This is a genomic window from Agrobacterium vitis, from assembly GCF_014926405.1.
Taxonomy (GTDB): domain Bacteria; phylum Pseudomonadota; class Alphaproteobacteria; order Rhizobiales; family Rhizobiaceae; genus Allorhizobium; species Allorhizobium vitis_H.
On sequence record NZ_JACXXJ020000005.1, the window covers coordinates 3,754,078 to 3,767,418 of the forward strand.

At 59.2% G+C, this 13,341-nt stretch carries 8 protein-coding genes; 4 read left to right on the plus strand and 4 right to left on the minus strand.

Features of this window, described 5'->3' with window-relative positions; genetic code table 11:
- Window positions 1–4: 4 nt before the first annotated feature.
- Together IEI95_RS28730 and purU are read right to left on the minus strand one after the other, a co-directional pair.
- Complete coding sequence (locus IEI95_RS28730) at window positions 5–2,929, minus strand: aminotransferase (protein ID WP_156535744.1); 2,925 nt, start codon at window positions 2,927–2,929, stop codon at window positions 5–7.
- 278 nt (window positions 2,930–3,207) lie between these two features.
- Window positions 3,208–4,092 carry a formyltetrahydrofolate deformylase gene (gene purU, locus IEI95_RS28735; RefSeq protein ID WP_156535745.1) on the minus strand — a complete coding sequence of 295 codons (885 nt, stop codon included), beginning with the start codon at window positions 4,090–4,092 and terminating at the stop codon, window positions 3,208–3,210.
- A gap of 414 nt (window positions 4,093–4,506) precedes the next feature.
- Between purU and IEI95_RS28740 the strand changes: the two genes are divergently transcribed.
- Window positions 4,507–5,544: a glycoside hydrolase family 5 protein gene (locus IEI95_RS28740; protein ID WP_234891126.1), complete on the plus strand. Its 1,038-nt coding sequence runs from the start codon at window positions 4,507–4,509 to the stop codon at window positions 5,542–5,544.
- Here IEI95_RS28740 and IEI95_RS28745 read toward each other — a convergent pair.
- Together IEI95_RS28745 and IEI95_RS28750 are read right to left on the minus strand one after the other, a co-directional pair.
- A complete protein-coding gene (locus IEI95_RS28745) occupies window positions 5,487–6,797 on the minus strand; it encodes a UDP-phosphate alpha N-acetylglucosaminyltransferase (RefSeq protein ID WP_156535747.1) in 1,311 nt (436 codons plus the stop codon). The two genes, IEI95_RS28740 and IEI95_RS28745, sit on opposite strands and share 58 nt — an antisense overlap.
- A complete protein-coding gene (locus IEI95_RS28750) occupies window positions 6,794–9,001 on the minus strand; it encodes a GumC family protein (protein WP_194417269.1) in 2,208 nt (735 codons plus the stop codon). The genes IEI95_RS28745 and IEI95_RS28750 overlap by 4 nt, the downstream gene beginning before the upstream one ends.
- Before the next feature lie 273 nt (window positions 9,002–9,274).
- Here IEI95_RS28750 and IEI95_RS28755 point away from each other — a divergent pair, with 273 nt between their 5' ends.
- From IEI95_RS28755 to IEI95_RS28765, 3 genes are read left to right on the plus strand one after another with little or no spacing between them, the layout of a single operon-like run.
- Entirely contained in the window at window positions 9,275–10,468 is a 1,194-nt protein-coding gene (locus IEI95_RS28755; protein WP_194417270.1) for a glycosyltransferase family 4 protein, read from the plus strand.
- A complete protein-coding gene (locus IEI95_RS28760; protein WP_194417271.1) occupies window positions 10,465–11,616 on the plus strand; it encodes a GumK N-terminal domain-containing glycosyltransferase in 1,152 nt (383 codons plus the stop codon). Before IEI95_RS28755 ends, IEI95_RS28760 begins: the two co-directional genes overlap by 4 nt.
- A 54-nt stretch (window positions 11,617–11,670) precedes the next feature.
- A complete protein-coding gene (locus IEI95_RS28765; RefSeq protein ID WP_194417272.1) occupies window positions 11,671–13,191 on the plus strand; it encodes a lipopolysaccharide biosynthesis protein in 1,521 nt (506 codons plus the stop codon).
- Window positions 13,192–13,341 lie beyond the last annotated feature (150 nt).

Genomic DNA, 13,341 nt, shown 5'->3' on the forward strand with positions numbered 1-13,341 from the left:
TGTGCTACCAACCTTCGGTCAGGACCTTGTCCAGCATGGCGACGAAGAAGCTGGCGCTTTCATAGGTCAGGCAGAGCGGCGGCTTGATCTTCAGGACGTTGAGATGGTCGCCGGTCGGCTGCATGATGATGCCGAGGTCGAGCAGTCGTTCGCAGATCGCGGCGGTCTCTTGGGCTGCTGGTTCCAGCGTCTGGCGGTCGCGGACCAGTTCGAGGCCAAGATAAAGCCCCATGCCGTGTACGGCACCGGCCAGGGGATGGACGGCAACCAGATCCTCCAGTTTTTCACGCAGGAAATCGCCGACATCGCGGGCATTGTCCTGCAAGTTTTCGTCGCGCATGATGTCCAGCACCGTCATGCCGATCACTGAACTGACCGGGCTTCCACCGGAGGACGAGAAAAAGTAGCCGTCCTGCTCAAAGGCATCGGCAATCGCCTTTGTGGTGATAACGGCACCGAGCGGCTGACCATTGCCCATGCCCTTGGCGATGGTGATGATATCAGGGATGACGCCCTGCTGCTCGAAACCCCAGAAATGATGGCCGAGACGGCCATAGCCGACCTGAACTTCATCGGCGATGCACAGCCCGCCGCGCGCCCGGATCAAGGGGTAGACGCCCTGGAGATAGCCGGGCGGCAAGGCGATGCCTCCCGCATTGCCAAACAGGCTTTCGGCGATGAAACCGGCGAGGCCTGTACCTGCGGCATCGATGTCCTCCAGCGTTTTTTCCACCTCGGCGACATAGGCGGCAGCGCTATCCGGTCCTCTGTGCGGGCCGCGATAGCTGTTGGGGGCGGTGACGGGCCACACCCAGTCCGGGCGGGTTTCCAGCGCACGCGGATTATCGGCAATCGAGGTGGAGACCGCGTCGCTCGCCATGGTCCAGCCGTGATAGGCTTCCTTCAGGCTGACCAAGTTGCGTTTGCCGCTGGCTGCCCAGGCAAGCCGGATGGCGAGGTCCACGGCTTCCGAGCCGCTATTGACCAGAAAAACCGTGTCCAATCCTTCCGGCGCAAGGCGCGCCAACCGCTCAGAAAATTCGGCGACGGCGCGGTAATGAAAGCGGGAATTGGTGTTGAGACGCGACCACTGCGCCCAGGCGGCATGGGCAAGGCGCGGATGGCCATGGCCGACGGTGGCGACATTGTTGACCATATCCAGATAGGCGCGGCCCGCCATGTCGAACAGATGTTCGCCAAAACCACGCTCGATCTGTGGCGGATGAGCGTAATAGTGCTTTTGCGGGCTGGCAAAATGCTGGCTGCGGGTCGCAAGCAGGGCTTCGCTGCCTGGCAATGGCGCATCCAGATCGACGCCGAACAGGGCAGCCGGCGACAGGCAGACACGTCGCCAAGCATAGGCGTGATCGGGTCTGGCAAACAGCGGCGGCACGAGGTCAGGATCGCGGCAAAGCTGCAATCGCAGCCCGCCCACGGACCCTTCCGCGCCGGCAATCCGGCCAAGGGGCGTTCCTGCCTGCAATTCCGTGCCGTCTTCAAACTGGCATTCCAGCCCATGGATATGCAGGGCCAGATCCTGTGCCATCAAAATGAAGTGTTGGCTGGTGCGCTTTAGCACGCAATCGAAGGGAACCACGGCCTCGGTTCCGGCTGGCAGGCAAGCATCGACATGCAGCGCAAAGGTTGCTGGCATGCGCGGTGATAAAAGCCTTGTATAGGACAGGCGGCATTCACCGTAGCGGGTCGCGGCAACGCCGGTATCGGCGGCGGCCTTGGCCAGCAGCTTCCAGTCGATCTGGGCATCGGCCCAATCGTCCTCGATCAGCGCGGGGCTGAGAGTGGACAGGTCGGTCAGATGCACGCTGAGCGGATCGATACCGGGCAAAAGTCGGCCAAGCACCGGGCGCTCTTCAGGTGGTTCCTGGCCAAGCGTGGCAAAGATCGCTGCTTCCATGACCGAGAAGGGCAGTGAGGTGGCGAGGGTGAAAATTTCCCGTTCATGTTCCAGATTGCCGGAGACATAATCATTGTCGGGATCGATCGACAATTGTTGTTCGCTGCTGGCCACCAGCACGGCGGCGCGCGCGACGATAAGGGGCCAAAGGGCTTTGATCTCGGCTTCATTCAACGGATAAAGCGCGTGAAAAGCCTGGATAACCGGCAGCACGCCGAAGGGATCACCATCGGCCTGGTGCAAGAGTGCCGCACACGTCACGGCAAGGTCACCCACCAGCCAGCCTGTCACCAGATCACCGAAATCGATCACGGCTTGCGGCAGAAGCCGACCGGCGGCATCGGGCGCGCCCATGATGTTGTCGCCGGTCAAATCGTGATGCACAGCCTGAAGGCGCAGCTCGCCCAGCAACGGATTGATATGACGCATGGTGACGATCATCGCCTTGGCAACATCGTCACGGCGTTTTGGCTCGCTGACGGAGGCCAGCAGATGCAAGGTGACCGGTCCGGCCCGCCGCAGATCCCATTGCAGGTCACGGTCCAGGCCGGGATGGTCGAAATCGGCCAGCGCCAACGCCATGCGGGCGCAAAAGCTGCCGATGGCGCTCATGGTCGCAGGTGCAAGATAGCTTCGCTGGCTCAGGGATTCGCCGTCGATATAGGTCAGCAGGCGGGCGTAATAGCTTTCCTCACTGAGGGTGACGGCCACGATCTCTTCTCCGCTGAGCGAGGATACCGGTTCCGGGGCTATCGGGGCATCGGGGATTTGTGCCAGATGCCTCAAGGCCGCATTCTGGGCTTCCAGTTCGACGCTCGCATACTCCTGGCGGCAGATTTTCAGGACGAAGCGGCGGTCGCCGGTATCCACGCGGAAATTGCGGTCCTGTTGGGAACCCAGCTCCTTGACGGTGCCTTCAAGGCCATACTGCTCTTTCAGCAGGGTCACTGCCGCCTCAAGCGTCACGTGAGGCCGCGCAAGCCCGGTGCGCTGAAAGAGAAGGGTGTTTGGCATGGACTGCCTCCTGCAGAATCAATCGGCTGAGAGCTGGGCCTTTCCGGTCTGAACTCCGGTCCGACCTGCATCATGCAAGCTCATGTCTGTCTTCTTTTGGTTTCTCGCGTTGGAAAGCCGATAACCATGTTTCCTGACAAACTCTAGCAGAGAGAATCCGCGCGTCTATCGCCCATCTATAAAATAACATGGGGAACAAACGTTTGAGGTGTGGAAAGAGCCGGTTTCGCTTGTGAAGCGATCCTGCTCGATCCTTGATGGCTGGCCTTGATGCCTGACTATCCCATGCGTTCCGATGCATAGGAGCCGGGGCTGGCCGGAAAAACCACGCTCTTGTTGCCGTTGATGAAGGTGCGATGATGGATATGGGCATGGATGGCGCGGGCGAGAACCTGGCTTTCCACATCGCGGCCGATCGACACGTAATCCTCGGCGTTCTGGGCATGGGTGACGCGCGCGACATCCTGCTCGATGATCGGGCCTTCGTCGAGATCGGCGGTGACATAATGGGCGGTTGCCCCGATCAGCTTCACGCCGCGCTCAAAGGCCTGCTTGTAGGGATTGGCACCCTTGAAGCTCGGCAGGAAGGAATGGTGGATGTTGATGATCTTGCCCGACATCTTCTGGCACATCGCGTCGGAGAGGACCTGCATATAACGGGCCAGCACGATCAGTTCGGTACCGGTCTGCTGCACAAGCTCCATCAGCTGGGCTTCGGCCTGCGGCTTGTTGTCCTTCGTCACCTTGATGTGATGGAAGGGAATATCGTGATTGACCACGACCTTCTGGTAGTCGAAATGGTTGGAGACCACGCCGACGATATCGATCGGCAGGGCGCCGATTTTCCAGCGATACAGCAGGTCGTTCAGGCAATGGCCGAAGCGTGACACCATCAGCAGAACCTTGACCCGCTCTGTCGAATCGTAAAGCCCGATCTCCATCTGGAAATTATCGACAATGGATGCAAGGCCTGCCTCGATCTTTTCGCGGCTTGCCCCCTGTTCGGAAATAAAGCTGACGCGCATGAAAAAACGGTCGGTATCGAGATCGTCGAATTGCGAGCTGTCGACGATATTGCATCCCATTTCCGCCAGATACCCGGAAAGGGCCGCGACAATGCCGCGCTTGGATGGACACGATACCGTCAGAACATAACTCGTCATCTCGTCTTCCTCTGATGTGGCCGGTTTGTACGGCCTCTTTCCGTTAAAGCGTCTTCCGCCTGAAGAAGCGGGTTGTTAGCCTTCTGATTTATGATGCATAATCCATTGTCAATCCCGATCAATTCAGGGGGCTTGGCTCCGACCTAGTAAACTATTTTTCTTTTAAGGAAAAGTGTTGAAGAGCCATGAGAATGAAACTGCCGGGTTTGCGGGGCAAAAGGTGGTCCGATTGCGTCTTCATGCGCCGCATTGTGTCGCAACATTATGGTAGGACGCCGAATGACAGCGCAAATAAGTCCAGTCGCTGTTTGCCAGCACAATAGCTGCCTGCGTGACAGAACGAAAAACGAGGATAAGCAAATGGCAGTGATGACGACAGACAGATGTGAGAGCGTGTTGAAAAGGACCATAACCATGTCTGTGGCTCTCACGCTTTCGGTGGCACCGGTCATCAGCGGACAAGCGTGGGCCGGTCAGGCCTGCATGCGAGGGGTCAATCTTTCTGGAGCGGAATTCGGTGAGATTGGCGGCGCCCCGGACAGGGCCTATACCTATCCCAGTGCCAAGACCATTGGCTATTTTGCCGAGAAAGGCTTCAATTCTGTAAGGCTTCCCTTCAAGTGGGAACGCCTGCAACCCAAACTCAAGAGTGCTTTCGACGCTGACGAGCTGAAACGACTGGATACAGCCGTTGCACAGCTGAAGGAGGCGCATCTGCGGGTGGTGCTCGATCCGCATAATTTCGCGGTCTATCATCAAAAACAGATTAATGGCCCGGACGTGCCTGTCGATGCCTTCGCGGATTTGTGGATGCGGCTGGCCGCTCACTATGCCAATGACCAGACCATCGTTTTCGGCTTGATGAATGAGCCGTATGACATGCCCGCCAGCCAGTGGCTTCCGGCAGCCAATGCTGCCATTGCCGCCATTCGTCAAGTTGGGGCGAAAAACCTTATTCTCGTGCCTGGCGTGTCCTGGACAGGCGCCCATAGCTGGCAAAGCGACGGCTATGGCGGCGCCAATGGCGAGGTGATGCTGGGGGTGAAGGACCCCGGCAACAATTATGCCTATGAGGTCCACCAGTATTTCGACGCGGATTTTTCCGGCACCAAGGATGAATGCAGCCGGGCAGGCGACGCGGTGGCCGCCATAGAGACCTTCACGGATTGGCTGCGCAAGAATGACAAGCGTGGCTATCTCGGCGAATTCGGCGCGCCGGGCGGTGAGCCCTGCGTTAAGGGCATCAAGGACATGGTTGAAGTGGTGGAGAAGAACCCGGATCGCTGGGTCGGTTGGGCCTATTGGGTGGCCGGTGACTGGTGGCCGGAAACCGAAATGCTCAACATCCAGCCCGGCAAGTCCGGTGACAGGCCGCAACTGGCTGGTCTGACCCCTTATCTGCGCGATTTCTCTGCTGCGTCTGCGGATTGCCCATCCTTGCGGTCCCGGTAGGCCAGAATTTTACTCCAGTCCACCGCATCGGCAGTGCCGATCAGAAACCACATCAGGGCGGCGGTCTTGATCGAATAGAAGGAATTGCTGATCAACATCAGCAAGAGAAGATAGATCACAATCATGCCCCGGAAGGCCCAGGCTTTGGGGTCTTTCATCGGTGAGAGCACGAAAGCTGCCCAGAGCCCGACAAAGCCGAACAGGCCGAAATTGGTCAGCGTGTAGGAAATACCGGAATCGGCGGTAAAGGCATCGGTGGTCTTTGCGCCGAGCACCACCTGGAAATCCAGGCTGTTGAGAATGCCTGCCGTCACTTTCAACCGGCCTGACAGATCATTGGCACCGCCTTCGGCCCCGACGATCAACCCATAGGCGGCAATCACCGCCAGCAGCAGGAACGGGGCGACCAGCCAGACAGTTTTCGGAATGAACCTGTACAGCGGCCAAAGCAGGGTGATGGCAACGCAGGTGAAGAAGCCGAAGCGTGCATCGGCCAGAACAATGCTGGTCATGGCCAGTGCCATGACAATGAACCGCCACGGCATGGCGGGTCGAAACAGCGCCCAGGCATAGAGGATGACACCAAAATTGCCGGCCGAGACCGGTTCCAGAAATACCGAGGACACCCGATGCTGGCCAAGAAAGGGTAGGAGGGTGCGCGGCTCCGGTCGCAGCCCGGAAATGAACAGGCCCCGTGTCTGGCCGAAGCTTTCCTGAAGCGTCACGGTGCCGCGGGCGATGTAATAGCCGAGCACATTGAAATAATCGAGATAGCTTTCAAGCGCCAGATATTCGTAAAGCGCCACGGTGAGCACGATCAGGCCACAGGCGATCACTAGCCGGTCCGCCAGCCCGGCATGAGCAACCCTGCGGCCCATGAAATAGAACCCGACCGGGATGAAGATGTCACGCAGTGCTTTCAGGTCCAGCGCGCCGCGCAAGGCAAAGATCATCAGCATGTAGCTGACAAACAGCAGCAGGGTGAGGTAGAGGCCAGGCCGCCGGTCAACCGCCAATAGGAAGGCAGCGCCCAGCATGGTCATTTCCCCCAGCATGACATGGGTGTCACTGACAGGCATGATCCGGGTGTTGACGAAGCAGAGAAACAGATTGAGCACCAGCCCGCCGATGACAGCGAAGGAGGCAATCGCCGAGATCAGCCATTCGGGAAGAAACGCCTGATGTTGCGTCTCATCCTCCGTTAGGGACCGGTCGCCGGTGCCGGTCGGCCCGGTTTGTGCCGTCACCGTCATCCCGCGGTCTCGAGCACGATACGACCCACGACCCGTTCTGCGTCTTCGCCCAGCCGCGTCAGCAGTTCATCCAGGGCGGCGGCCTCGTCTTGCGCCGTGGTTAAAACCAGAATGACATCGGCCTCGGCGGCAAGGGCAGTAAGATGCTGCTCGCCACCAACACCGCTGGCGTTGGTTCCTGTGCTGTTGGCATTGACCCCGGCGCCGCAGGCATTGATCAAGGTGAAATCGGTTTCCGCCTGAAGGCTTTGCTCGACAAATCGCGAATAGGTAGGGCGGACGGAGGCGGCTGATGCTCCCGCTGCTGGCCGGGCTGGCTGGTTATGGGGCAGGGCAATACGCTCGTAGCGCAGGATATGCGAAAGAGGTGCGTCTTCAAGATCGGGCTGCTGCAATGCCTGGGCAAGGCTTGGTCGGGCATTGGTTTTTCTCTGTGAGCGGATCGCCACGCGATGGTCGCGTATGGCACCATTGGCCAGCAGCACGCCGCGATCCCGATCAACCAGCTTCTGCGCCACATCGCCAATAAAGGCGCTGGCCATCGGCCTGCCGGCTGCGACGAAGAGAACGGTCAGATCAGCATAGCCTTCCCCGCATTCGATCAGAAAACCGGCTGTGTTGGCAACCGCATGGGACCACGCACCGCCCGCAGCCGGTTGTTGTGTGTTTGCCGGGTTGGATGCTGGAACAAGAGGCGAGACCAGCCGACGGCCAAAGGCGGCGATAAAGCTGAACGGATTGCGGGACTTCTGTTTTTCAGGTTCCGTAGCGTCGGCAATCAGAGCGATATGTCTTGCTGACGCAATGGGCGGTGCTGGGGGTGGTTCGCCTTTGCCAGGAGGCGATGAGGTCGCCGTGGCAGGCGCGGCGATGCCTGCTTGCGGCGCGACATCCTTGCGCGACAGGAGTTCCAGCACCACCGCCAGCGTGCTGCCGAAGGCCAGACCAAACAGGATGGCGGCGGCAAGGATCATCACTTTGAGGGTCGTGACCGATTTCGCTGTCGCCACTGCCTCGGTGATAACGCGGGAATTGTTGATGGAGATCGTCTGTTCCTGGCTCAGCTCCTCGGCGCGGTTGAGGAAGGCCTTGTAAATGGTGCGGATGGCTTCAGCTTCGCTTTCCAGTTGGCGCAGGGTGATCTGGCGCGCGCCGCTGTCGAAACTGGTTTTTGTCAGGCTTTGCAGCTGGGTTTCCAGCGCCTTGCGGTTGGCAACCGCCCGGTCATAGCTGAGCTTCATCGACTGGCGTACGCGGTCCAACTCCTGCTGGATCGCCTGGCGCATGCTGGCCACCTGCGAATTGATCGCCTTCAACTGCGGGTGATTGCCGCCGAGATTGGCAGAGGCTTCGGCCTGGCGGTCCTGTAGCTGGACATAGCGGTCGCGCAGCAGCCCGACAGTGGTGGACTGCACCGCTTCTGGAATATTGCCGTTTTCAACGGCGGCAACGGTGAGATTGCGGGTCTGTTGGTAAATGGCCTGCTGCTGTTCTTCCGCGCCGCGCGCCGCGATCAACTGCTGGTTCAGTCCGGCCAATTGCTGGTCGATCACCAGCCCGGTGACGCCGGTGCTGGCCAGACCGTTGGCTGAGCGGAATTCCTCGACCGCCCTTTCGGCCTTCAGCACCCGGTCGCGCAATTCACTGGCCTGCGCCTGAAAGGCGGCGCTGGCCCGGCGCGCGGCATCGGAGCGGGCTTCGTCCACCTGTTTCAGGTAGACGGTGGCAATCATATTGGCAATGTCGGCTGCCGTTTTGGCGATGCGGTGCTCGACGGTGATCGACATGATGAAAGACTGGCCTTCGCGCTCGACTTTCACATGCCGGACCAGCCCGCCGATGGTGGCAGCCATGACCTCAGCGGGGGATACGGCGCTGCTTGGCTTTCCCGCATAGAGATAGGGGTCCTTCGTCAGGTCGAGCCGGTTGACCACTTCTCCCAGCACGGCGCTGGACAGGACGACATAGATCTGGCTGTCGAGGCTGGCCGGGTCGCTTTGTACGGCGGCTGTCGGCTGTCGGCTGTCGCTGCTGGTGGCAGACAGGCCGCGTGGATCGAGCAGGATCTGGGTGGAAGACACATAGACAGGCTTCAGGCTGAGCGCATAGAGAAGCGCCAGACCGGCAAACAGCGCGGCAAAAAACGCCAGGTAATACCAGCGCCGTCGCAAGATCCCGGGGATTTGAAAAATGTCGATGTCCATTTTCATGTCCAGGACCGGAAAACTCCAGCCGGTTGTCCTTCTGAGGGCATTGTCATACCGTTGCTCCGAGGCGGAAAGTCCGCTGGCGAACCGCTAAAATGGCAGGCCATGGTTAATGATACCTAACAATTTGGCCTGTTAATCACGATTCTTTACCGCGTTTGTGCAAGGATAGGACATTTATGCACAAGTTGCTTTACCAATGTTTCAAGGCATTCTAACCAAACGATCAGGAAATTGAGGTTCTTTCCGTTTAAACCCGGGGGTATTGGCATGATCATCGGCGCAAGGCGAGCGGTAAGGGAGGATAAATCCTCATCCGCACCTTTGATCGTCCAGGTGGTGCGGCAATATCCGCCGGGCCGGGGTGGATTGGAAGATGTGGTCTCCAGCCTGAGCCGGGAACTGTTGCAACGCGGGTTCCGGGTGCGGGTCGTGACACTTGACCGTCTGTTTTCCGATCCCGGCAAAACCCTGCCAGCCCGCGAAGTGATTGATGGCGTCGAAGTGGTGCGCGTGCCTTATCGCGGCAGCAGCCGTTATCCGCTGGCATTTTCTGCCTTTCGCCATATCCGCGATGCCGATCTTGTCCATGTCCATGGGGTGGATTTCTTTTTCGACGCTCTGGCGATCGGCCGCTTCCTGCATGGCGCTCCCATGGTAGCGACCACCCATGGCGGTTTTTTCCACACCCGTAAGTTTGCCACGATCAAGCAGATGTGGTTCAGCAGCCTGACCCGGTTGTCGGCGAGCGCTTATCGGTCGGTGGTCTGCTGTAGCGCCTCGGATCTGGCCTTGTTTAGGGTCATTCAGCCCAGGCACTCGGTGTTGATTGAAAATGGCGTCGACACCAGCAAGTTTTCCGGACTGGCCTCGCGCCAGCCGGTGAAACGGATCGTGACGATTGGCCGGTTTTCGGTCAACAAGCGGCTTGATCATTTGTTGCAGGCCATGGCCGTGCTGGTGAAGCGCGATCCGCAGTGGCGGCTCGATATTGCCGGTTCGCCATCGGATCTGTCCGCCCAGGATGTAAGCGCGCTCATCGACGCCAATGGTCTTACCGATCATGTCGGCCTGCATCTGCAACCCGATAACCGCCTTCTGGGCCAGTTGATGTCCAAGGCATCGATCTTTGCCTCGGCATCCGATTATGAAGGTTTCGGCCTGGTGGCCGTGGAGGCGATGAGCGCCGGTCTGGTGCCTGTCCTGCATGAAAACGATGCCTACCAGGCGCTGGCAGCCCAGCATTCCGGCATTGAGCTTGCCGATTTTGCCGATGCCGCCCGCGCAGCGACGTCGATTGAAACGGCGTTCGCCCGGCTGGAAGATGAGGGTGCCGATCTGCGTCACGCGCTTGCCGCTGATGTCAACCGCTATTCCTGGGAAGGCGTGGCGGAGCGCTACATTGCCCTTTACCGGCATGCCCTGCCTGCCATTCACCGTTGTGGGCACGAGGCTGCGGCATGAGCAATGCCCAGGTGATGACTGATGTTAAGACGCGCCGTCATGTTCTTGTTGTGACCGGGCAGCATTTCGCCGATGCGCCGCGCAAGGTCGATCTGCATTTCATGGCACACAGTCTGCTGTCGCGGGGCGACAGGGTGGATTTCCTGGTCTGGCGGCTCAGCCCGATCAGCCGGCTGCTGAAGGATGGGCGTTATGCCTTTGCCCGCACGCATCGCCTCAACCAATGGGAGGGTTTGAGCGAGGGACTGCGGCAATTCATCTGGTTTCAGCTGCTCCATCCCATGAACCTGAAATTTTCCTGGCTCAATCGCCTGGCCGATCCGCTGTTTTCGCGCGTCAGTGCGTTTTTGCCCAAAGCGGTCCGCGATGGGCTGTCTTCCTATACCCATATCCTGGTGGAAAGCGGTCCTTCGCCGCTGCTGGCCCCGGTGCTTCGCCAGCATGCGCCGAAGGCCCGGATCATCTACCATGCTGCCGACCGGCTTTCGACCATTGGCGTGCCGCCTGCCGTTTACCGGACGCTTGAAAAGACCATCGGCCTTTACGATAGCGTCCATGTGCTGGCGCAGGCGCTGCTGGCGGATTTTCCCAGCGATGCGCCGCTGCTTTACTTGCCGCATGGCATTGATAAGGCGGCTTTCGATGCGAGCGGTCAAAACCCCTATCAGAGCGGCGCTTACCAAGGCCGCAAGCATGCTGTCAGCGTTGGCGACATGCTGTTTGATGCCGATGCCATCGATGTCATGGCCGCCGCCAATCCGGACTGGACCTTTCATCTGTTCGGGGCCAAGGCATTGCCGCGCCGGGTGCTGCCCAATATCGTCGCCCATGGCGAACAGGCTTTCGAGCGGATCGTGCCGTTCATTAAATTCGCCGATCTCGGCATCGCGCCTTACCGGGATGGGGCAAGCGCGGATTATCTCAGCCAGTCGAGCCTGAAGATGATCCAGTATAGCTATTGCCGCTTGCCGATTGTCGCGCCGCATTTTGCTGCGATGGGGCGGGGCCACGTGATGGGCTATGACCCCGCCGATCCAGTCTCGATCCGCGCAGCGTTTTCAGCCGCAGGGGCGTTTGATCGTCAGACGATTGCAACGGATGGTGTTTTAAGCTGGGACGAGACAGTCGATGTCTTGTTTGCGGGGTGACGGAATGGATAGCAGCCTTGTGAATACGCAGAACACCAGGGTTATGGTGAGGCAATGAGCAATGGAATAGTCGCAAATTCCGCGTTCAATGCGGCGGCAGGGCTGACCCTGCTGGCGACGGGATTCATATGCTCGATCTTCACGGCACGGGTTCTTGGCCCGGAAGCCAATGGGATTATCGCCTTTTCCGTCTGGCTTGCCTCCACGGCGGCACTGGTGGCCGAACTTGGCACCGGCGTGTTATTGCTGCGTCTGCTGCCGCAGCTGAAAGGGCAGGGTTACGGCGAAAGTGACCGCAAAGGGTTCGCCGCCTATCTACTTTGGCCGGTGGTTGGCTCGACATTGCTGTTGCTAGCCTTCTATTTCCTGTTTTTCTGGGTGGCTGAAAGCAGGCATTGGGCAGAAACCGCGCCTGAAGTGCTGGTGGTGACGGCGCTGTTGTTTGCCACGCAGGCCATCGGGATGTTTGCCAAGAATTACCTGATTGGCGAACAGCGGGTGGATATTTTCTTCCGCATGACCTTGACGGCCGGGCTGCTGCAATTGGTTGGCGTTGTGGCGGGTACCTTGCTGTTCGGTGTTCCGGGCGCGCTGTTCGGCTATGTTCTGGCCTATATTTCCCAGTTTCTCTTTGCTGCGTCCCTGTTGCGCCACAAGGTGAAAAGCTGTGGCATCGGGCTTCGTTATCTGCTTGGCTCCTCCTTCGTGCTCTCGCTGGAATTCATGGTGGATTCGATCTTCCTGAACCGGATCGAGCTGTTTTTCCTGCAACGTTATCAGGGCATTGAGACGGTCGGCTATTATTCCGTGGCCTTCTCGCTGACCAATCTTGCTTTGCAGGTACCGATCCAGCTTTCCGGCAGTCTTGTGCCTTATTACGCCGAACATCTGCACCGCGCGCCGGGGGGACGGTTGCCTGTGGCGATGTTTGAAAGCGTGGTGCGCAGTCTCGCTTATTTCACGCTGCCGATGAGCCTGGGCCTGGCGGCGGTGTCGCATCGGCTGGTCACGCTGGTGTTTGGCGATGCCTTTGCCCCGAGCGCGCCGATGCTGACGCTGCTAGCGCTGTCTGTGCCGGTTGCCGTTGCCTGTCAGGTGGCGACACAATATCTGTTTGCCCTCGATAAAATCCGCCAAAGACTGTTTGTCGGGCTGGGCGGTGCGTTTATCATGCTGGTCGGGGATGTTTTGCTTGTGCCTTCCTACGGGGGAGAAGGTGCGGCTTTCGTGCGGATCGTGGTGTTTACCGCCATGAGCCTGGCGATGCTGCGCTGGATGCGGTTCGAAGGGTCATTGGCGCCGCTGGGGCTTAGTCTTTTCAAGGTTACCGTGGCCGCTGGCTGTTGTGCGGCGGCGGCTTTGGCGGTGCAGGATGTGGTGCCGGGTATCGGTGGCCTTGTCCTTGCCATTGTCGGCGCCGTCAGCGTCTATTGCCTGGCGCTGCGGCTGTTGCGGGCCGTGCCGGAGGCGGATGTATCGGTCATGGCAGGGCTGATCGCCCGTTTGCCAAAACGGCTGGCGGGGCCTTTGAATGTGGTTTTGATGTTGCTGACCGCGACACCCAAACGGAGCTGAGGGGGCTACAGCCTCCCTTGTCCTTCCGGTTGGAACAAGGTCTGCTGGCGTCCTTTATATATGCTCAATAATTTTCACCTTAAATCCATGGAGATTTAAGGGATTATGCAGTAGCCGTCTTTGAGAGAGTGCCGTGGGGCAAGGAAAGGG

Excerpts from the sequence above, each read along its gene's own strand:
- IEI95_RS28730 (WP_156535744.1), bottom strand. The coding sequence starts at position 2,929 with ATGCCAAACACCCTTCTCTTTCAGCGCACCGGGCTTGCGCGGCCTCAC.
- purU (WP_156535745.1), bottom strand. The coding sequence starts at position 4,092 with ATGACGAGTTATGTTCTGACGGTATCGTGTCCATCCAAGCGCGGCATT.
- IEI95_RS28740 (WP_234891126.1), top strand. The coding sequence starts at position 4,507 with ATGTCTGTGGCTCTCACGCTTTCGGTGGCACCGGTCATCAGCGGACAA.
- IEI95_RS28745 (WP_156535747.1), bottom strand. The coding sequence starts at position 6,797 with ATGACGGTGACGGCACAAACCGGGCCGACCGGCACCGGCGACCGGTCC.
- IEI95_RS28750 (WP_194417269.1), bottom strand. The coding sequence starts at position 9,001 with ATGGACATCGACATTTTTCAAATCCCCGGGATCTTGCGACGGCGCTGG.
- IEI95_RS28755 (WP_194417270.1), top strand. The coding sequence starts at position 9,275 with ATGATCATCGGCGCAAGGCGAGCGGTAAGGGAGGATAAATCCTCATCC.
- IEI95_RS28760 (WP_194417271.1), top strand. The coding sequence starts at position 10,465 with ATGAGCAATGCCCAGGTGATGACTGATGTTAAGACGCGCCGTCATGTT.
- IEI95_RS28765 (WP_194417272.1), top strand. The coding sequence starts at position 11,671 with ATGAGCAATGGAATAGTCGCAAATTCCGCGTTCAATGCGGCGGCAGGG.